The 17,922-nt window shown below is 50.5% G+C and carries 20 protein-coding genes and 2 pseudogenes; 15 read left to right on the forward strand and 7 right to left on the reverse strand.

All coding sequences use genetic code 11. The annotated features are described in order from the left end of the window. Positions 1-311: 311 nt before the first annotated feature. The 6 genes and pseudogenes from ACTQ1N_RS08480 to ACTQ1N_RS08505 form a co-directional block, all read left to right on the forward strand. Positions 312-491, forward strand: a pseudogene (locus tag ACTQ1N_RS08480) (tyrosine-type recombinase/integrase); the annotation flags it as partial. Between the two features lie 57 nt (positions 492-548). Beyond that, positions 549-1,802, forward strand: coding sequence for an ATP-binding protein (locus ACTQ1N_RS08485; protein WP_441956339.1), 1,254 nt, complete (start codon positions 549-551; stop codon positions 1,800-1,802). A 686-nt stretch (positions 1,803-2,488) separates the two neighbouring features. Further along, positions 2,489-2,704: a DUF3791 domain-containing protein gene (locus ACTQ1N_RS08490; protein ID WP_277067313.1), complete on the forward strand. Its 216-nt coding sequence runs from the start codon at positions 2,489-2,491 to the stop codon at positions 2,702-2,704. Beyond that, positions 2,701-3,186, forward strand: a complete 486-nt coding sequence (locus tag ACTQ1N_RS08495) for a DUF3990 domain-containing protein (RefSeq protein ID WP_441956340.1) — start codon at positions 2,701-2,703, stop codon at positions 3,184-3,186. The genes ACTQ1N_RS08490 and ACTQ1N_RS08495 overlap by 4 nt, the downstream gene beginning before the upstream one ends. Then, entirely contained in the window at positions 3,183-3,440 is a 258-nt protein-coding gene (locus ACTQ1N_RS08500; protein WP_279198642.1) for a hypothetical protein, read from the forward strand. Before ACTQ1N_RS08495 ends, ACTQ1N_RS08500 begins: the two co-directional genes overlap by 4 nt. Before the next feature lie 475 nt (positions 3,441-3,915). After that, positions 3,916-4,875 carry an alpha-hydroxy-acid oxidizing protein gene (locus tag ACTQ1N_RS08505; RefSeq protein ID WP_441956341.1) on the forward strand — a complete coding sequence of 320 codons (960 nt, stop codon included), beginning with the start codon at positions 3,916-3,918 and terminating at the stop codon, positions 4,873-4,875. 54 nt (positions 4,876-4,929) lie between these two features. Here the strand turns inward: ACTQ1N_RS08505 and ACTQ1N_RS08510 are convergent, their stop codons facing one another. Both ACTQ1N_RS08510 and ACTQ1N_RS08515 read right to left on the reverse strand, forming a co-directional pair. Further along, entirely contained in the window at positions 4,930-5,439 is a 510-nt protein-coding gene (locus ACTQ1N_RS08510; RefSeq protein ID WP_441956342.1) for a hypothetical protein, read from the reverse strand. After that, positions 5,439-6,230, reverse strand: coding sequence for a DUF1295 domain-containing protein (locus tag ACTQ1N_RS08515; protein ID WP_441956343.1), 792 nt, complete (start codon positions 6,228-6,230; stop codon positions 5,439-5,441). Before ACTQ1N_RS08515 ends, ACTQ1N_RS08510 begins: the two co-directional genes overlap by 1 nt. A 135-nt stretch (positions 6,231-6,365) precedes the next feature. Between ACTQ1N_RS08515 and ACTQ1N_RS08520 the strand changes: the two genes are divergently transcribed. The 7 genes and pseudogenes from ACTQ1N_RS08520 (at position 6,366) to ACTQ1N_RS08550 (ending at position 11,294) form a co-directional block, all read left to right on the forward strand. Beyond that, complete coding sequence (locus ACTQ1N_RS08520) at positions 6,366-6,920, forward strand: TetR/AcrR family transcriptional regulator (RefSeq protein ID WP_441956344.1); 555 nt, start codon at positions 6,366-6,368, stop codon at positions 6,918-6,920. Between the two features lie 52 nt (positions 6,921-6,972). Beyond that, a pseudogene (locus ACTQ1N_RS08525) lies at positions 6,973-7,098 on the forward strand (AAA family ATPase); the annotation flags it as partial. Positions 7,099-7,294: 196 nt separating this feature from the next. Beyond that, positions 7,295-8,107, forward strand: a complete 813-nt coding sequence (locus tag ACTQ1N_RS08530; protein WP_441956345.1) for a nitroreductase family protein — start codon at positions 7,295-7,297, stop codon at positions 8,105-8,107. Between the two features lie 2 nt (positions 8,108-8,109). Continuing rightward, positions 8,110-8,553 carry an Rrf2 family transcriptional regulator gene (locus ACTQ1N_RS08535; protein ID WP_441956346.1) on the forward strand — a complete coding sequence of 148 codons (444 nt, stop codon included), beginning with the start codon at positions 8,110-8,112 and terminating at the stop codon, positions 8,551-8,553. Further along, a complete protein-coding gene (locus ACTQ1N_RS08540) occupies positions 8,550-9,551 on the forward strand; it encodes an NADP-dependent oxidoreductase (RefSeq protein ID WP_441956347.1) in 1,002 nt (333 codons plus the stop codon). The genes ACTQ1N_RS08535 and ACTQ1N_RS08540 overlap by 4 nt, the downstream gene beginning before the upstream one ends. A 79-nt stretch (positions 9,552-9,630) precedes the next feature. Then, the gene (locus ACTQ1N_RS08545) at positions 9,631-11,031 is read left to right on the forward strand and encodes a cobyrinate a,c-diamide synthase (RefSeq protein ID WP_441956348.1); all 1,401 of its coding nucleotides are present in this window, start codon (positions 9,631-9,633) and stop codon (positions 11,029-11,031) included. Next, positions 11,028-11,294, forward strand: a complete 267-nt coding sequence (locus tag ACTQ1N_RS08550; protein WP_441956349.1) for a cysteine-rich small domain-containing protein — start codon at positions 11,028-11,030, stop codon at positions 11,292-11,294. Before ACTQ1N_RS08545 ends, ACTQ1N_RS08550 begins: the two co-directional genes overlap by 4 nt. Positions 11,295-11,492: 198 nt before the next feature. On the opposite strand, the gene ACTQ1N_RS08555 is transcribed toward ACTQ1N_RS08550, so the two are convergent. After that, positions 11,493-12,350 (reverse strand): DegV family protein, encoded by an 858-nt coding sequence (locus ACTQ1N_RS08555; RefSeq protein ID WP_441956350.1) that lies wholly within the window; start codon positions 12,348-12,350, stop codon positions 11,493-11,495. Between the two features lie 297 nt (positions 12,351-12,647). Here ACTQ1N_RS08555 and ACTQ1N_RS08560 point away from each other — a divergent pair, with 297 nt between their 5' ends. Further along, complete coding sequence (locus ACTQ1N_RS08560) at positions 12,648-12,926, forward strand: glutathione S-transferase N-terminal domain-containing protein (RefSeq protein ID WP_441956351.1); 279 nt, start codon at positions 12,648-12,650, stop codon at positions 12,924-12,926. 118 nt (positions 12,927-13,044) lie between these two features. On the opposite strand, the gene ACTQ1N_RS08565 is transcribed toward ACTQ1N_RS08560, so the two are convergent. The 4 genes from ACTQ1N_RS08565 to ACTQ1N_RS08580 form a co-directional block, all read right to left on the reverse strand. Then, positions 13,045-13,785, reverse strand: a complete 741-nt coding sequence (locus ACTQ1N_RS08565; RefSeq protein WP_441956352.1) for a gamma-glutamyl-gamma-aminobutyrate hydrolase family protein — start codon at positions 13,783-13,785, stop codon at positions 13,045-13,047. A gap of 197 nt (positions 13,786-13,982) precedes the next feature. Next, positions 13,983-14,342, reverse strand: a complete 360-nt coding sequence (locus ACTQ1N_RS08570) for a hypothetical protein (protein WP_441956353.1) — start codon at positions 14,340-14,342, stop codon at positions 13,983-13,985. Between the two features lie 10 nt (positions 14,343-14,352). Beyond that, positions 14,353-14,943: a hypothetical protein gene (locus tag ACTQ1N_RS08575; protein WP_441956354.1), complete on the reverse strand. Its 591-nt coding sequence runs from the start codon at positions 14,941-14,943 to the stop codon at positions 14,353-14,355. Positions 14,944-14,965: 22 nt separating this feature from the next. Further along, complete coding sequence (locus ACTQ1N_RS08580) at positions 14,966-16,342, reverse strand: MATE family efflux transporter (protein ID WP_441956355.1); 1,377 nt, start codon at positions 16,340-16,342, stop codon at positions 14,966-14,968. 195 nt (positions 16,343-16,537) lie between these two features. On the opposite strand from ACTQ1N_RS08580, the gene ACTQ1N_RS08585 reads away from it, so the two are divergent. Continuing rightward, positions 16,538-17,899 (forward strand): MATE family efflux transporter, encoded by a 1,362-nt coding sequence (locus ACTQ1N_RS08585; protein ID WP_441956356.1) that lies wholly within the window; start codon positions 16,538-16,540, stop codon positions 17,897-17,899. Positions 17,900-17,922 lie beyond the last annotated feature (23 nt).

A 17,922-nucleotide genomic window follows, 5' to 3' on the forward strand; every position in this document is an offset into this window, starting at 1 on the left:
TGACTGATCTCTTTGCAAGCCGGGATGCAACCTCCCGGCAGGTATTTGATTAGTAACCATTATGGCCTCAGGCCAGAACGAGAGGGGTTGCATCTCGTTTTACAGTTGAGGATACAGAGAGAAACCACGATGCCAGGGTTCTCTTTGCAGACCCTGTGATCAGCAGGGAGCAGAACAGCCGCCGGGAAATATCCGGCGGAAGGCGTTCTCATCATCGGTTCGTTTCCCTTTCCGGAATGAGACAGTGAGAATGAAAGAGAGTGTGTTAATGATGATGAAAATGAAACCAGTTATGCAGAAGGGGAGAAAATTCCTGCCATCATCTCCGGCATACCTTTGCGACCCGGCTCTGCGAGGTGGAGAGCAATCTCAAGGTAATCCAGTCCATCATGGGGCACAAGAACATCGAGACCACGATGGACAAAAATGCGGAATCTGCAAAAATGTCACGTGAAGCGTTGACGATCAGCGTGATGCGGGCCACAATGTAAATGGACAAAAATGCGGAATCCGCATTTTTGTATCATTATTAGACGGGGATGATGAAAATGGAAATTCGTAGGGATACTTATTTGAATAAGCTGATTTCCAAGCGTCATAATGGGTTGATCAAGGTCATTACCGGCGTTCGCAGATGCGGAAAATCGTATCTGCTTTTTGAGTTGTTCAGAGAGTATCTCAGGAAGAGCCAGGTTCCGGACGATCATATTATAGAGATGGCTTTTGATGCCTATGAGAATAAAAAGTATCGGGATCCGGAAATATTCTTTCCTTATCTGGCCGAACGGATTAACGACCAGGATCAATACTATGTACTGTTGGACGAGGTGCAGCTACTCGGAGATTTTGAGTCCATTCTGAACAGTCTGGTGCGAAGGAAAAACGTTGATGTCTATGTGACAGGCAGCAACGCAAAATTTCTTTCCAAAGATATTATTACAGAGTTTCGCGGGCGTGGTGATGAAGTGCATATGTATCCGCTGACATTTGCGGAGTTCATGTCTGTGTATGAGGGTGAGAAAGCGGATGGTTGGCGCGATTATGTGCTTTATGGAGGAATCCCGCTGGTACTCACATTTACCACGCCGGATCAGAAGGGCGATTTCCTGAAATCCTTGTTCGAGGAAACGTATATCTCCGATATTATCGGAAGAAATAAGGTCAGAAACAAGGCGGAGCTGGAAGAACTTTTGAATATTCTGTCCTCTTCCATTAGCTCTCTGACGAATCCGACTAAGCTGTCTGCAACTTTTAAGAGCGTAAAACATACGACTATCAGTAAGGTGACGATCAAACGCTATATCGATTATCTTGAAGACGCTTTCCTAATTGACAGTGCAATTCGGTACGATATAAAAGGAAAGAAATATATCGATACACCATCCAAGTATTATTTCACGGATCTGGGTCTTCGAAATGCCAGATTAAATTTCCGACAGGTCGAAGAAACGCACGCGATGGAAAATATCATTTTCAATGAACTGAAAGTCAGAGGGTATAACGTCGATGTAGGCGTCGTTGTGATGAATGAAACAGATCAGACAGGTAAAAAAATAAGAAAACAACTAGAGATTGATTTTGTTTGCAATAAAGGTTCCAAACGTTACTATATCCAGTCGGCATTTGCCATGCAGGATGAAAAGAAAATGCAGCAGGAAGAAAGACCACTGATCAACACTGGCGACGGGTTCAAGAAAATCATCATCACAAAAGATGCCATAGCACCGCTTTACAATGAAGAGGGTGTGTTAGTGATGAGTGTTTTTGACTTCCTGTTAAATCCTGACAGCATGGATTTATAATCAGGCGACACCAAGCGAGAGTAATAATCCTGGATTGGTCTGTAGAAACCTTCATGTCAGGAATTCTGACACGAAAGTATTCGGCATTTCCCGCCCGGCCTCTTATAATCAGAAATGAAGGAGAGCAAATCGTCGCAAGGCACAATACGGAACAGAAATGTGTCTTTCGCAGAACGCCGCGCCTGCAGCAGAGGACAAGGCTGATAAAGTTGACAATGTTGACAATGCTTCGGAAGAGATGTCTGAAGCGGCTTCCGATACAGATGAAAAGGCTGCGTCTGCTTTATGCGGGGGAAAATAGGCAATGAGTGAAGAATATGTTTCACTGTTTCACCGTTTCAGGTAACGGAGGAGATTACCACTCTGACAATTGAAATTGGTACGTATGTGGGCTCTATTACGGCGTTTGAGCCACTGCATCCAAGCCTGGTGCTGAGACGCAGAGCGAAAGACAGCAATCCGAAAGCAATGATGTCGGAAGAAATGTCGGTACAAATGAAGATAATCTTCTACTCCTGTTGAAATAGAATGGTAGATTGACAGCTGAAACTCTTGCCGGAACGATAGGTATTACACAGCGGCAGGTAGAACTCATGATTGCGAAGCTGAAAAAGAAAGGGATCCTGATCCGCCATGGAGTTAGTAAGAATGGTTTCTGGGACGTCATATGGAAGGAGACGTGAAAGATGGATAAAGATAGTTTCTCTTACGTTGTATATATAATCCACGCCTGTGCGGATCGCTGGAACACAACGCCATCAAAGGTATATGAAGCAATGAAGAAAAGCGGATGTCTGGATGAGTACCTCGTTCCTTATTATGATTTGCTTCATACGCAGAGTACAGATTACGTTGTGCATGATATTGCCGAGTATTTGAAGGACAGAGAGGTAACCGTATGATTGTTTATCATGGTTCTAATATGATCGTTGATCATCCGGATGTCGGTCATTCATTCCGCGACCTTGATTTTGGACGAGGATTCTATGTGACGACAGTCAGGGAACAGGCAGAACGCTGGGCCATACGCAAAGCTCTTTTTGCTAAGAATTCAAAGCCGGTTTTGAATGAATATGAACTGCTGTCTGCCATGGATGGCCTGGGTGTCAGAAACTTCGGAGATGATCTCGATTCATGGATTGACTTTGTTTGTAAGTGCAGTGATGGAGATCTGGGATATCAGCAGTATGACATTATCATAGGGAATGTGGCAAACGATAAAGTGTTCCGTGTTGTGGATTTGTATCATTCAGGTGTCTGGGATAAGGACCGTGCTCTAAAGGAAATTCGTGTTTATCCAGGATATGATCAGATCGCTTTTATTACACAAAAGGCAATTGATCAGACTCTGGTGTTTACAAAAGCCTTGGAGGTTTCATTATGAATGGGGATACGCTCGAAAAAATTTATCAGGAAGGTTTAGAAGAGCGCCTGATCTCGTATCTTGCAGAAAAAAATTGCATTTCATTGGAAAAAGCTATGGATATCTATTATCACAGCAATATAGCAAAGCAAATTTATGCCGGGGCATATGGCGTGCAATATCTGGATTATAAAGTGCTGGCACAGATGCTGATGGATACGGAACCTGAGCTTTTTAAGGATGTTTGTGCTGTCACAAAATTGAGGATGCACTGACATATCAAGATCGCCGAAACTGGAGATCGATTTGTGAAGATCCGTGGCTGCTATAAAGAAATCATTCAGTGCCAGGACGAAGGGTAGAGCAACCCGTGCTGTGAAAAAGGCGCTGATCCCGGGTGTGCGCGGTAAGCTGATTTTACAGCTGCGGGGGTGCGGACGAAACATAAAAAACTGCTTACCATACCATCTAAAAAAGTGGTTGACATTCACAGACCTGGATAGCATTTACAATTTAAGTGTTGGCAATAAAATATATTATCAGTATCATCCACCATTACCAAAGGGGAATATCCTGACCGGTTTCCGGCCAAAGAGCTTAAGAACCACACACCGGCAAAAGAGATGGCGAAGCTACTGTGAAAAAAATCTGGGAGTTGAACGCACCGATCTACCAGTGTGCCAGGCAAAAGTTATTCCGAATTAAAAACTAAGATAAAATTTTTTTTAAAACTGTGAGGAGATTGAATCAATGGAAAAAGAGGCGAACTGGCCAGGACCCGAGGGACTGATCCCGGCGCTGGAAAAGAACGCGGCGAACGCGAGCCTGCATACAAGACGGTTTTTGGATGAAATCCTTATTGAAGAGCGTATCATCGGGACCCGTGTGGCGGATCTCACGATGAAGCTGTGGGGAAGCGAGTTCACCTCGCCGATCATGATGCCGGCGTTTTCGCATCTGAACAAGGCGGGACTTGATCATCGCCCGATGGAAGAATACGCGCAGGCTGCAAAAAATCTGGGAATCGTCAACTGGGTCGGCATGGAATCCGATGCGGATTACGCAAAAATTGCCGAAGTCGGCTCAAAGACGATCCGCATCATCAAGCCGTTCGCCGATCATGAAAAGATCAAAGAGCAGATGACCTTCGCTGTAAAACGCCAGGCTCTTGCGGTCGGCATCGATATCGACCACAGCATCGGGAAAGACGGGAATGTGGATGTGGTCGACGGCGAAAAACTCGGTACCCTGACTGCGCAGGAGATCAAAGAATTTGCGGATTTTGCGCACAAATCAGGCGTTCCGTTTGTGGCAAAGGGAGTCCTCAGCACAAGAGATGCTGCCCTCTGTGAGAAAGCAGGCGCTGACGCCATCGTGGTCAGCCATCATCACGGGAGAATGCCTTTTGCAGTACCGCCGGCGATGATCCTTCCGGATATCCGGAAAGTCTCAGGAAAAATGAAGGTATTTGCCGACTGTTCGGTCGATGATGGAAGAGATGCCTACAAACTCCTGGCGCTGGGAGCCGATGCGGTGTCCACCGGGCGTGCAATACTGCCGGGACTTCTGAAAGAGGGGACACCGGCTGTCGAGAGAAAAATACAGCAGATGAATGACCAGCTGAAAGAATTGATGGGATATACAGGAGTGGCGACACTGGATTTGTTTGATGCGACGGTGCTCTGGTATCATGGACGCCCATTAAAATAATATGAGAGCACGGCCGGGAGAAGACCGGCCGCATTCAGGTATTGTAAAAGCCGCTCAAAGCAGGATTCCCAGCATGATGCAGAACTGGGCGACGGAGTTGGTGATCTGTTCTTTCCAGTTTGCTTTTGCGTCGCGCCGGTCTTTCTTTTGGGCAAACCACACCATGAGACCCATGCCGGCGGCTCCGGTTAAAAATAAAAAGAGCGCCGGCATATTTGTCATGTGGCGGATTACGGCCGCAGTGGACCAGCGGCTGCGGTCAACGAACAGCGCCAGGATGATAAGCAGAAATCCGGCGGGCATCAGATAGCGCATCTGTTTGTTCAGAAAGCGTAGATCCCTGTGCTGCAGAGCGATGACGAATTTCCATCCGGCCTTGAGCGCGCCGGCGAGGATCACCAGCAGGACGCCTGCTTGAAACAGCCGGCTGTTGAATCGTGCCGCCAGGATGGCGGAGCTGACGCTGAAGAACAGGACGGGCAGGCAGTCGACAAGCGCCATGAAAAGGGTGAAACCTTCCGGTACCGGCCCGGGGACCGTTCTGCTTTGCTTTTCTTTGTCCATTATGCCACCAGCCATTTGTGATTCTTTACGGAGTAGAGAGGGATGAACGGGATCATGATCGGAGTCGTGGATTTGTATTTCTGATATTCCGGGTCGGCGCCGTAGTTCTTGTCCTGGCGGATTTCCAGCCGGCGGGCGCCGCCGAACATGACGTAGATGATGCCGGCGTAGCCGAGGAGGGCGCAGATCCATTCCGCCGCGCCGCGGCAGATGGTGATTCCGGAGACGAAGACACCGGTCCAGAAGATCATCTCACCGAAGTAGTTCGGGCAGCGCACAAGACGGAACAGTCCGGTGTCCACGAAGCGCCCCGGATTCTTCTTCTTGGCCCAGTTTTTCTGGAGATCAGCGGCTGCTTCCAGCGTCAGGCCGGCAGCGGAGATGAGAAGCCCGATGACGCAAAGCGCGTCCGTGCCGCTTCCGTTCATGAGTCGGAATGTCACAGGGGACGTCTGGAGTGCATAGAGAATAGAAGCGGAGATCCAGATCGCCAGCTTGGCGCCGAAAGAAACCCCATCGTTTTGTTTGACTTCCCCTTTCATGCGTCTGGTGTAAGCTGTCTTGCGGTCCCGGTAGACCAGATAGCCGGAAAGCCGGCAGCCGTAGAGGATGAAGAGTACGCATTGCAGGGCGGTGCCCACGGTGAGCGCGTGACGGAAAAGGGTGAGCTGCCCGGCACCGATAAGCGCCACCGCCGCACCGTATCCGATGGAAATGAACCAGACATATTTGCGGAAGCCGCAGGAACTGGCGATCAGCGCCAGCACCAGAAGAATCAGAAATGTTTTCATATGTTATCCTCGTTTCTTTTTGACAGATTCTGCCTGTTGGGAGCATAATCAATCATAGCGACATTTGTCGCTATTTTCAAGATAATTCCGGTGAAAAATTATTTTTGCAACAGTAAACAGGAGGTGCCGTTTTTTATGAGAAGAAAAGATCTGGACGAGGACCGGATCCGCGAGTGTCTGACCGGGGCTCTCCTGCAGCTCATGAAAGAGAAAGAGTTCGGAGCGGTATCTGTTGGTGAAATCGCAGAACGGGCGGGTGTGCACCGCGCTACCTTTTACAGGCACTTCCGTTCGAAGGAAGATGTCCTGCGCGCCTTCCTGTCGCAGATCTTCAAGGGGGCGGCAGGGAACAGGGAGATGCTGCAGAAGGACTTTTCATCTTTTATCATGCCGGTTTTTCAGGCGCTGTACGACAAAAGGGAACTGATTCTGCTGCTTCACCGCGCCGGCCTTTCCGGCCTGTTTATGGATGCACTGAAGGACTATTTCGATTTGAACGGGCAGCGCGAAGCGCCGGGGCGGGAGAAAACTGGCGCGGACGGCAGGGAGAAAACCTCCGGCGCCGGGCTTCTGGAAGAATACCGGACAGCTTACCGGATCGGGGGTATCTATTCCTGCCTGCTTCTCTGGTTCTCCCACGGGATGGCGGAGACGCCGGAAGAAATGACGCGCATCGCGGCTTCGATGTAAAGCGGCAAGCGTGAATAGTTAACCGATTGAAGGCAATATCTATGGATTATAAGGCAGCAACGCAAAATTTCTTTCTAAAGATATCATTACAGAGTTTCGCGGGCGTGGTGATGAAGTGCATATGTATCCGCTGACATTTGCGGAGTTCATGGCTGTGTATGAGGGTGAGAAAGGGGATCATGGTAAACGGGTGGAAAACACCCAAAGCATTCAGTGATGCCGTTACATCAGATAATATCACGCTGGATTCTCTTGCTGCTTTGCATAAGAAAAGAGACACTCTATTCTTGCGATAATAAACATTGACAGGCAGGACGGCACGTGATAATGTATCTGCAACAGATACAAATACATCAACAGAAGAGGGGAACGACATGAATACTGAGATGATTAGAAACAGAAAGAGCGTACGGACATATAAAGAACAGCCAGTTCCGGAACAGACAATGAACCAGGTGAGGGATTATCTTGAGCATGACACCGGACTGTTTGAAGTGCCGCTTACCTTTTCCATTCTGAATGCGCGGGAAGCGGGGGTCAGCAGTCCTGTGATTCTTGGCGCGGATACTTATGTTGCCGGGAAATATAAGAAACAGAAGAATGCAGAACTTTCGTTTGGATATGCTTTTGAGAAGTTTATCCTTTATGCGACTTCACTCGGACTTGGAACAGTATGGCTGGCAGGAACGATTGACCGCAAAGCATTCGAAAAGGCTGTTCATTTAAAGGAGGATGAGGTGATGCCGGCCGTCACCCCGTTAGGATATGCAGCTGAAAAACGATCCATCCGTGAGAGTATGATGCGGAAGGGAATGAAATCGGACAGCCGCGTTCCGTTTGAAGAATTATTTTTCCACGGCAATTTTCAAAATCCATTGAAGGAGAGCGATGCAGGTATATGGCAGCTGCCACTCGAAATGGTGCGCCTCGCTCCTTCTGCTACGAACAAGCAGCCCTGGAGGGCCGTTGTGGATAAGGACCGGGTTCATTTTTATGAAAAAAAGACGAAGGGATATGCCAGAGAAGCTACCGGAGATATTCAGAAGGTGGATCTGGGCATCGCACTGTGTCATTTTGAAATCGCGGCAGATGAACGTAGGATAAAGGGACAATTCATTCAGGAAGATCCGGGCATTCAGACCCCGGAAGACACGGAGTATATCGCGACATATGTACTGGAGGCATGATGATGGATACAAAATTCTCGTCTTCCATACACACGTTGATCCTGATCTCTGAGTCTGAGACGCCCATGAATTCCGATCAGATTGCGGAAAGCGTCGGTACAAATGCAAGCTACATCCGGAAACTTACTACAAGATTAAGTAAGGCCGGAATCATCGAGGGACGCCGGGGCGTCAGCGGTTTCCGGCTTGTCAGAAAGCCGGATGATATTTCGCTCCTTGATATCTACAAGGCTGTCATGGAGACAGACACCCTCCACCTGTTTGATCTCCATCAGAATCCGAATGATGCCTGCATTGTCGGAAGCAATATCCGGCCGGTTCTCGGGGGGATGTTTCGGGATATGGAAGAAAGTGTGGAAAAAAGATTACAGGGCATGACGCTCGCAGACTGTATAGACAGCATGCAGGAATATATAAGAAACAATAAAAAGGAGAACATTCAATGAAGGCAGCAGTTTTGACACATTATGACAAAAAGGGAACAGATCTGGAAATTCAGGATCTTCCTGTACCTGTTCCGGAGGATGATGAAGTTCTTGTGCGTATTATGGCAGCAGCCGTTAATCCGCTGGATAATATGATCATCCGAGGGGAAGTGAAATTGATCGTTCCCTATAAGGTGCCGTTTGTTATGGGAAATGAATTCTCCGGAGTGGTTGAAAAGGCCGGAAGGAGAGCTGCACGCTTCAAAGCCGGGGACCGGGTCTATGGCCGGATGCCGCTTCATAAAATCGGCGCATTTGCGGAATATGCTGCAGTAAAAGAATCTGCTCTGGCCCGTATTCCGGACTATCTGTCCTTTGAGGAGGCGGCGACGGTCCCGCTGACTGCCCTTACGGCAATGCAGGCTTTCGAGATCATGCAGGTAAAACAGGGAGAATCCGTATTCATTTCCGGAGGAACAGGAAGTCTGGGCGCGATGGCGATTCCGGTAGCCAAAAGTCTCGGACTGCACGTTTATACCAATGGAAGTGGGGAAAATGAAGAACGTGTAAAGAAACTCGGTGCCGAGAAATTCATCGACTACAAAAAAGAAAACTTCGCTGAGGTATTATCTGATGTTGACCATGTTCTTGATACGCTTGGCGACCGTGCGCTCCCTGACGAATTTAAAGTGCTGAAAAAAGGCGGCAGTCTGGTATCATTAAGAGGACTGCCGAATGGCAGATTTGCAATAAGAACCAGGATGCCGTTCTTTAAGAGAGTCCTTTTTCAGTTCGCCGGGAGAAAATATGACAAAATGGCGGCGGCAAAGAACCAGACCTATGATTTCATCTTTGTACATGAGGATGGACGCCAGCTGGAGAAAATAGCCAGCCTGTTTGACGAGGATCATCCGCTGGAAACTTCTATTGATGGCGTATTCAGTCTGGATCAGGTAAATGAAGCCCTTGACAAGGTAAAGCGCGGCGGATCCAAGGGGAAAACAATCTTGAAGGTTTAAGAGCGAAGGCAAAGCAGTTCTCCAGAGCAGCCGGGTTATTTCTGGAGAAGGTAAGGGTTATCTGTAAACAGGATCGGAAATGAAAAATAATTTCTTTATGATGAAATGCCATACACCGCGCATCCTGCTTGCGGCTCCTAAGAGCGGGAGCGGAAAGACGACTGTGACGGCGGCTCTTCTTTCCGCCTTGAAAAATCGGGGACTTTCCGTGCAGGCCTTCAAGGCGGGACCGGACTTCATTGATCCCATGTACCAGGAGCAGATTACAGGCAGACCATCCGTAAACCTGGATACATATCTTGCCGGAAGTGAGATGGCGGCCTCCCTCTTCGCCTGGCACTGCGGGGAGCAGCGGACAGATCTTGCCGTCGTGGAAGGCGTCATGGGACTCTTTGACGGCGCGGGAGGTGTGGAGGAAACCGGCTCCTCGTATGATCTGGCCAGAACGCTGGGCTGTCCGATTCTCCTTGTTATCGATGCAAGGGGGATGGGAAGATCCCTTCTTGCGCTTCTGTCGGGCTTCCTTGCCATGGATCATGCGCATCTCATCCGGGGAGTTCTCCTGAACCGGGTTCCCGGTTCATTCGCGAAGATCCTGGCACAGCTTGTGGAGACGAATCTCCACCTTCCGGTTGTCGGTTGCTTCCCGGAGGAGGAGAATCTGCGCCTGGAGAGCCGGCACCTTGGTCTTGTGCTTCCCGGGGAGAGCGGTTTTAAGGATTCTCTTTTCCGCGCAGCAGCCCTTTTGGAGGCAAATGCGGATCTGGGGAAGATCCTTGCGATCGCACAGCAGGCAGGTGTGATCGAAGGGACAGATTCACCGTTTCCAGAGACAGGCGGCGCCCCGTTCCGTGTGGCAGCGGCCAGGGATGAGGCGTTCTGTTTCACCTATCAGGATAACCTGAACCTTCTGCGCGCGATGGGGGCGGAGATTGTCCCGTTCTCGCCGCTGCATGACTGGATGCTCCCGGAAGATGTACAGGGCCTGTATCTGCCGGGAGGTTATCCCGAACTGCATGCCGGAGAACTCTCGGAGAACAGAAGGATGAGAGAGGATGTCCGGGAAAAGCTCGAGGGAGGACTTCCCTGTATCGCAGAGTGCGGCGGCTTTCTGTATCTTCTGGAATTCATGGAGGACATGGAGGGGAACTGCTTTCCCATGGCAGGATATCTCCCGGGTCAGGCAAAGTACATGGGACATCTCGTCAGGTTCGGATATCTGGAGCTTCGGGAGAAGACGCCGCGGTTCCTTCGAGCGGGTGAGGGCATCCGGGGACATGAATTTCATTACTATGATGCAACAGACTGCGGAAGGGACTGCACGGCAGAAAAACCAGTATCTCATCGCCGTTTTGATTGTGTCCACGAGACCGGGAATCAGTTCCTTGGTTTCCCGCATCTCTACTGGACATCCTGCCCCTCGTTTGCGGCGCACTTTTCAGATCTCTGCAGGATCTATGGGAAGAGGAAAGAGACATGAGAGAGAATTCGAGCTGTTTTTTTGCAAACCGGAGCTGTAAGTATTACCCCTGCCACGAGGGACTGGAAGAGCTCAACTGTCTGTTCTGTTACTGCCCGCTGTACTTTCTTGACTCCTGTCCCGGAACTCCATCTGAAATTATCAGGGATGGGAGAAAGATCAAAGACTGTTCCCGATGCACCTATCCCCATGAGGCAGAGCACTATGGGCAGATCTGCAGGCGCCTCAGAGACGCGATTGAGAGCACCGCTCCTTCTTTATGAGCAGCCTGAGACAGTAAGGGCGCTGTCCGCATCAAGGGACAGTCAACAGCAAGAGACGGTCCCTTGCGCCCCAGATGGCAGGGAGAGCGATACGATCACTTCCGAGGAGCCCCTGATTCAGGAAGCCCAGGCTGTGCAGGAGATAATAGATCACCAGATCGCCGATGATCAGAGCCTGCCTGTGACGGGCGGGTGCTTCTATTCAAGCGGAAGGATGCCGATTCCGAGCAGACCGCTCCCTGTGTTGACCGCAAGCGACGCGGCAATCTGGAGCTCATAAAGGACTTCACTGCCCGGGTATTCTTCTTTCAGCGTTCTGACAGCCTCCATGGCAGCCTCATGTCCGTCCCCTTCCGCGACGATGAACCAGCACTTCTTTCCGGATGCATACTTCCGCACTTCTTCCATCAGGCGGTTTTTTGCCTGGCGTCCGCCCCTGAGCTTGGCGACGGTGATGTACGTGCCTTCCTCATTGCAGGCAATGATCGGACGGATGCGAAGAAGCTGAGCGGCCATGTACTCGACTCTGCCGATCCGGCCACCATGCTTGAGATATTCAAGCGAATCCATGTAGAACATGACGGTGGAGCGTCGGATGATTTCGTCAAGCCGGCTGTCTACTTCCTCAAAGCTGCTGCCCTGCGAAAGCTGGTCCGCAGCCCAAATGGCGACCAGCGCACATGCGACAGAGATGTTGAGCGTATCCACAGGCCGGACATTCAGACCGAGCTGGTAGGATTCGGCCACCATACGAACCGTATTGTAGGTGCCGGACAGCTTATCGGATATACAGAAGACGAAGACATTCTCGAAGCCTTCTTCTTTCAGCTCTCTCATCAGCTCCACGACATCTCCGGGGGACGGCGTGGAGGTTGTCGGAATCTCTCCAGGGAATCTTCTGTAAACCATCATCGGGTCGATATCGACAGCATCCAGGTATTCCTTTTCAGGATAGCGAACCTTGAAGGGAAGAAGCCGGATGTCATATTTTTTGCGGAATTCCGGGGACACGTCGCAGCCGGAATCTACAACCACAGCGGTTTTCTGTTTATTCATCTCTCAGTATCCTTTGTCCATGCATCCGATGGACAACTGCTTTCTGCGGTTTGCCAGCGGATCATCTTTTTTGCTTCATTATACACAAAACGGGGGGATAGGAACAGCACAACATTGATCAGGTGTAAAGGACGGAGAGCCAGGGAGGGACAGAGAGACAGGGAGGCAGGGAGCCAGGGACTGTGATCATATCCTTGAGTATCCGGCTCCGCCTGTGGTATTCTTCGATATATAGAAGTGCCGTAAACTGGCTGCCGCAGGAGGATCAGATCAAGAGGCAGAAGAAAGGAGTTGTCTATGAAACAGGTCAAAGCGTTTATTTTATCCGGGTGTCCGTACTGCAAAAAGGCACGCCTCGCCTACAATGAGCTGTGCGAAAACAATACCGCATACCGCGAGGTCCCGGTTGACTGGATCTTGGAGGATCAGCAGCCTGATATTGCCGATCAGTATGATTACTACTACACGCCGACGATGTATGTGGATGAACAGAAAGTTTACGAGTCACACCCGGGACAGACCTACGAGGAAATCCGGGATGAGGTGGAGAAGGTGCTGAAGGCCGCCCAGGCGTGATCCCAGATGCGGAGCGGTCGGTCCGGTTCCGCGAAAGAGTGGCCGGCCCATCCTAGATCCAGATCCGTGAAAAGAGCGGCCGGTCCGGTTCCGCTAAAACTTTGGGCGCGGGTGTTATTTACGTGTGTCCGGCTGCTTCCGCGAGAGCGGAGAAGAGCAGCCGGGCATTTTTATCTTCACGGTACATGAACTCAGGGTGCCACTGTACAGCCCAGAGGAAATGTCTGACCGGGGCATAGAGTGCTTCCACAAGGCCGTCATCTGACCAGGCCATCGGAACAAGACCGCTGCCGATCTGCCTGACTGCCTGATGATGATAGCTGTTGACGGAGATCTCATCGAGCCTCAGCAGATGGTGCAGAGGGGAGTCGGATGCAATCCGGACAAGATGTTCGACGTGATTTTCATCATACGGCGGGGCCATGGTGTGGCGGATGAGAGGGACAGAGCTGCCGCAGGCCTGCTTCTGAAACTGGGAGGGTATATCCTGCCAGAGCGTCCCGCCCCGGGCAACATTGAAAAGCTGGATCCCCCGGCAGATGCCAAGCACAGGGATATCCTGCTGGTCGCACCATTTGAAAATCATCATCTCCAGGCGGTCCCGTCTGTCACAGAACGCTTCGTCTTCCGGTACCGGTTTTTCTCCATAAAGAGCCGGATTGACATCATGGCCGCCGGTAAAGAGATAGCCATCGATCATCCCGCGGATATGGGAAAAGCCTTCTTCGTCCAAATTGGGCGAGAGCATGAGCGGGATGGCCCCCGCTTCCTCAAGGCCCTCAAAATAGCCAGGAACCATCCAGAAGCTGTCTTTTTCATCATCATAAAGCGGCATCACGCCGATCACAGGTCTCTTCATCAGACGCTCCTCCCTTTCCATCGCCGGGAATACCCGGTAATTCAGGTTAAAATCATTTGATTGAACGTACACTTTGGACGGGGCAGTGTCTGATATATAAATAAGGGAGCAGACACATGCCCTGTCTGCGCCCTTGCAATAATTTGATTATAGCCGTTTTTGAAGGAAAGAGGAAGGAAAACATGGAGGCTTCCGGTTCACAAGCATCCCTCCATGTATTTTTTCAATTCACCTTGTACACGTTCATCTGGGCAATCTGGAAGCGATGCGGCTACTGAGACGGGGGCTGCGATTCCATCTTTCGAGAAGAGCGTCGGATCGTATTTCCATAATTCGACATGTAGAAGATCTTCTTCGGGTTCCCATTTTTCATCCACTTCATTCAGTATCAGGAGTTTGTATTGCCTTTTATCGATCGCAATTTCGGGAATAACAGGGCTGTTCAGCATTGTCCGCATAGAAAGTGCAGTTTCCCCTGCATAGATTTTGGAAGTGAGGGTTGGAGCCTTCACAGTGACTGTTCTGGCAACAGGACTGATCAGATACGGCCTTGCCATTTCGTAATATTCATGTCCGCTGGAGACAGGCTGCATTCGCAGCTCCGTACCCTTTGCTTCTTCCGTGATCAGATGGAGCGATTTTATTTAACAGCTCCGAGGCTCGTGTGATAGACGTCCTGGTCAATTTCAATGCGGCGGCGGCATCTTTTTTCAATAATGGTTTCTGACATGTGCTGTAAAGCAGGAACAGAAACACGCATTGGGCGGAAGGCGTAAGGCGATTTGTACAGATTTTTACCTGCTGCCGAAATTGATTGTTCATCGCGACAGCGAGAAAAGGAAGAAAGATCTGATCTGGCAAGCAGAGAAATGGAATTCCGTTCGATACAAGTGCATTGCGCTGAATCTTTGTCAGTGATGGAAAGACATAAGCGGCATTTAAATTTGTGGCATCCATGTATTTGGCAAGCTGCTTTTTTAAAGCAACGACACCAAAACGATCCATTTCGGATATAGAAATGAGCAAAAAATGATTTCCCAGGAGGGATGCCTTGGAGAAAAGGCGACCGCTTACCATGTATACGGGTAAAACTGTTGGAACAGGATAAGGTTCAACGTGAAGAGTTATGCCGAAGACTTCCCGTATTTGTGTTTCCATGGCAGGCTCCTTAATAATGTTATCAATGAATGCCTGGTTTTATATACTCCTTCCTAGTAACGATGAAGTACATCGCAATAATCGCACTCCCGGTCACGATCCATGTGACCGGATAGATGAGCACCACCTGATAGAAGGATGTAAAGTGCTTCAGCATGACTGCAATAAAAGCGACCCGCAGGCCGCAGCATCCGAATAGGGTGATCAGGGCGGGGGCCATGGAGTGTCCGATTCCACGCAGGCTGGCGCCGGTGATTTCGTAGGAAGCGGTCATTGGTTCCAGGAGCGTGATGAAGGTCATCCGAACGTAGGCATAGCGGAGCACGTCCGGCTGCTGTGAGAAGAGATGAAGAAGCGGGGCCTTCAGCAGGAAAAAGGAAACGGAGACCATGGCGCAGAAACCGACGGAGCAGATCATGGCGGTGCGCGTTGTTTTTCGGCAGCGCACATAATTCCCGGCGGCATAATTCTGGCTGATAAAGGTCATGACGGCCTGTGCGAAGCCGTTGACAACAAAATAGCTGATATATTCAAAATTCAGAGCTGCAGAGTTCCCGGCGATGCAGGCGGAGCCAAAATGGTTGATGGCGGACTGTATCACCACGTTGGAGACGGAGAAGATCATTCCCTGAAGTCCCGCCGGGCCGCCAATCCATAGGATTTTCTTCAGATAGGGCGTTTTAAGCTGAAGATGCCTCAGTTCGAGATGCAGCATCCCCTTTTCACGGATGAGTGCACGCAGGATAAGGAAAGCGCTCACCGCATTGCTGATGGTTGTGGCGATGGCAACTCCATCTGCATTTCTGTGCAGTACAATCACGAAGAAGAGATTCAGAAAAACGTTCAGGATGCCAGAACAGGTCAGATACAACAGTGGTCTCCGGGTGTCCCCGATCGCGCGCAGGATGGAGCTTCCGAAGTCATAGATCATCAGAAAGGGCATCCCGAGAAAATAGATCCGCAGGTACGTGACAGCCATGCCCATGACATCCTCAGGCGTGCCGAGGAGCGTCAGAACAGGCTGTGCAATCACCTGACCGAGCATAAGCATGAGAAGTCCGCTGATCAGGGCGACCATGAAGCTGGTGTGAAGGGCTTCGTTGACTTTGTCACGGTTGCCGGAGCCGATGAAGCTGGACAGCATGACATTGGAACCGATGGACAGACCGCTGAAAAAGGTTACAACCACGTTGATCACCGGCGCGTTGGTACCGACGGCTGCCATTGCCTGGCTGGATGAAAAATTTCCGACAACTGCTGTGTCCGAGGCATTAAACAGCTGCTGCAGGATGCTGGACAGGCAGATCGGGATTGCGATCGCGCAGAGCTTGCGGAAGATACTGCCGCTCAGCATATCCATTTCCCTGTTGTTTTTCATCTCTGACCCGGAAGCCTTCAAGGTCCATTCCTCCTGCTGTTTTGCTGTAAATTGCCTGGCCACGGCTTGGATCATACCATCTAAGAGGCGCTGATTCAATCATACCCCGGGAGCTTTCATCAGATTGACAAGCCGAAAAGCGGGAGATTACAATCAAATCAGGACATGGCTTAATCATGATGATCTTAGATTGAAAGGACGGGGACAGCAGTGGAAATGGGGACCGGTTATGAAGAGCGGATGGGAACGGAGCCGGTGACGAAGCTGATCTTTCAGATGGCACTTCCGGCTGTTGTGGCCCAGTTCGTGAACCTTCTATATAATATTGTTGACCGAATCTATATCGGTCATATTGCCGGGCATGGTGCAGACGCGCTGGCCGGCGTGGGAATCTGCAGCACTCTGATCATTCTGATCTCCGCATTTGCTTCATTTGCAGGAGGCGGCGGAGCTCCGCTCGCATCGATGGCGCTGGGACGCGGGGACAGACGGCTGGCTGAGAGAATTCTGGGCAACGGTTTTACGCTGGATTTATTTTTCACGGTGGTGCTGGCGATTGTCATGGCGGTCTTCATGAAGCCGCTGCTGATCCTGACGGGAGCGTCTGACAGGACCCTGGGATATGCGGTCAGTTATTTTGCGGTCTATCTGACCGGTACATTCTTCGTGATGGTGACGGCCGGGCTGACGATGTTCATCAATGCGCAGGGACGGCCGGGCTTTGCGATGGTGTCGACGCTGATTGGCGCGGCGCTGAACATCGGACTGGATCCCCTGTTCATCTTTACCTTCCGGATGGGGGTGGCCGGCGCGGCGCTGGCATCGGTGATATCCCAGGTGGTGAGTGGTTTCATGGTGCTTGGCTTTCTCTTTTCAGGGAAAGCTTCGCTGAGGCTGAAGAGAGAAGCGATGAAGCCGGACGGGACGGTGATGAGGCAGATGCTGGCGCTGGGTGTTTCACCGTTTGTCATGGGGAGTACGGAAAGCATCATCGGGTTTGTCCTGAACGGAACGCTCTCGGAATTCGGCGATATCTATGTGAGCGCGCTTTCTGTCATGCAGAGCTGCATGCAGATTGTCAGTGTTCCGCTGAGCGGGTTCTCCCAGGGCTGTACGCCGGTGATCAGCTACAATTTCGGCAGACGAAACAATGACAGAGTCCGGAAGGCCTTCCGCGTGTCGTGGAGCGTGAATCTTTTCTACGGGCTTATTCTGGTGCTGACCATGATGGTTTTTCCTGCATTTTATGCAAGAATCTTCACAGCGGACGTGAAGCTGATTGAGACGGTCAGACGGACAATGCCGGTCTTTGTAGCCGGGATGAGCATATTCGGCATGCAGAGAGCCTGTCAGAATACATTTGTGGCGCTGAATGAGGCGAAGATCTCGCTGTTCATCGCATTTCTGCGGAAGATTTTTCTGCTGGTTCCGCTGGCGCTGATCCTGCCTCACTTCATGGGGGTTATGGGTGTCTTCACGGCGGAGGCGGTGGCAGACGCGACGGCGGCTGTGATCTGCATGCTGATCTTTCTTGTCCGTTTTCCGAAGATTCTGAAAGACAATGCCGCAGAGGACTGACAGATAAGACACTTGAGGTGGGA

Source organism: Porcincola sp. LCP21S3_C12, assembly GCF_052118625.1.
In the GTDB taxonomy this organism is placed as follows: domain Bacteria; phylum Bacillota; class Clostridia; order Lachnospirales; family Lachnospiraceae; genus Porcincola.

Coding starts and splice junctions, on each gene's coding strand:
- ACTQ1N_RS08495 (WP_441956340.1), top strand. CDS start 2,701: ATGATTGTTTATCATGGTTCTAATATGATCGTTGATCATCCGGATGTC.
- ACTQ1N_RS08560 (WP_441956351.1), top strand. CDS start 12,648: ATGAAACAGGTCAAAGCGTTTATTTTATCCGGGTGTCCGTACTGCAAA.
- ACTQ1N_RS08575 (WP_441956354.1), bottom strand. CDS start 14,943: ATGGAAACACAAATACGGGAAGTCTTCGGCATAACTCTTCACGTTGAA.
- ACTQ1N_RS08520 (WP_441956344.1), top strand. CDS start 6,366: ATGAGAAGAAAAGATCTGGACGAGGACCGGATCCGCGAGTGTCTGACC.
- ACTQ1N_RS08570 (WP_441956353.1), bottom strand. CDS start 14,342: ATGGCAAGGCCGTATCTGATCAGTCCTGTTGCCAGAACAGTCACTGTG.
- ACTQ1N_RS08540 (WP_441956347.1), top strand. CDS start 8,550: ATGAAGGCAGCAGTTTTGACACATTATGACAAAAAGGGAACAGATCTG.
- ACTQ1N_RS08565 (WP_441956352.1), bottom strand. CDS start 13,785: ATGAAGAGACCTGTGATCGGCGTGATGCCGCTTTATGATGATGAAAAA.
- ACTQ1N_RS08485 (WP_441956339.1), top strand. CDS start 549: ATGGAAATTCGTAGGGATACTTATTTGAATAAGCTGATTTCCAAGCGT.
- ACTQ1N_RS08500 (WP_279198642.1), top strand. CDS start 3,183: ATGAATGGGGATACGCTCGAAAAAATTTATCAGGAAGGTTTAGAAGAG.
- ACTQ1N_RS08510 (WP_441956342.1), bottom strand. CDS start 5,439: ATGGACAAAGAAAAGCAAAGCAGAACGGTCCCCGGGCCGGTACCGGAA.
- ACTQ1N_RS08515 (WP_441956343.1), bottom strand. CDS start 6,230: ATGAAAACATTTCTGATTCTTCTGGTGCTGGCGCTGATCGCCAGTTCC.
- ACTQ1N_RS08545 (WP_441956348.1), top strand. CDS start 9,631: ATGAAAAATAATTTCTTTATGATGAAATGCCATACACCGCGCATCCTG.
- ACTQ1N_RS08555 (WP_441956350.1), bottom strand. CDS start 12,350: ATGAATAAACAGAAAACCGCTGTGGTTGTAGATTCCGGCTGCGACGTG.
- ACTQ1N_RS08550 (WP_441956349.1), top strand. CDS start 11,028: ATGAGAGAGAATTCGAGCTGTTTTTTTGCAAACCGGAGCTGTAAGTAT.
- ACTQ1N_RS08490 (WP_277067313.1), top strand. CDS start 2,489: ATGGATAAAGATAGTTTCTCTTACGTTGTATATATAATCCACGCCTGT.
- ACTQ1N_RS08585 (WP_441956356.1), top strand. CDS start 16,538: ATGGGGACCGGTTATGAAGAGCGGATGGGAACGGAGCCGGTGACGAAG.
- ACTQ1N_RS08530 (WP_441956345.1), top strand. CDS start 7,295: ATGAATACTGAGATGATTAGAAACAGAAAGAGCGTACGGACATATAAA.
- ACTQ1N_RS08505 (WP_441956341.1), top strand. CDS start 3,916: ATGGAAAAAGAGGCGAACTGGCCAGGACCCGAGGGACTGATCCCGGCG.
- ACTQ1N_RS08535 (WP_441956346.1), top strand. CDS start 8,110: ATGGATACAAAATTCTCGTCTTCCATACACACGTTGATCCTGATCTCT.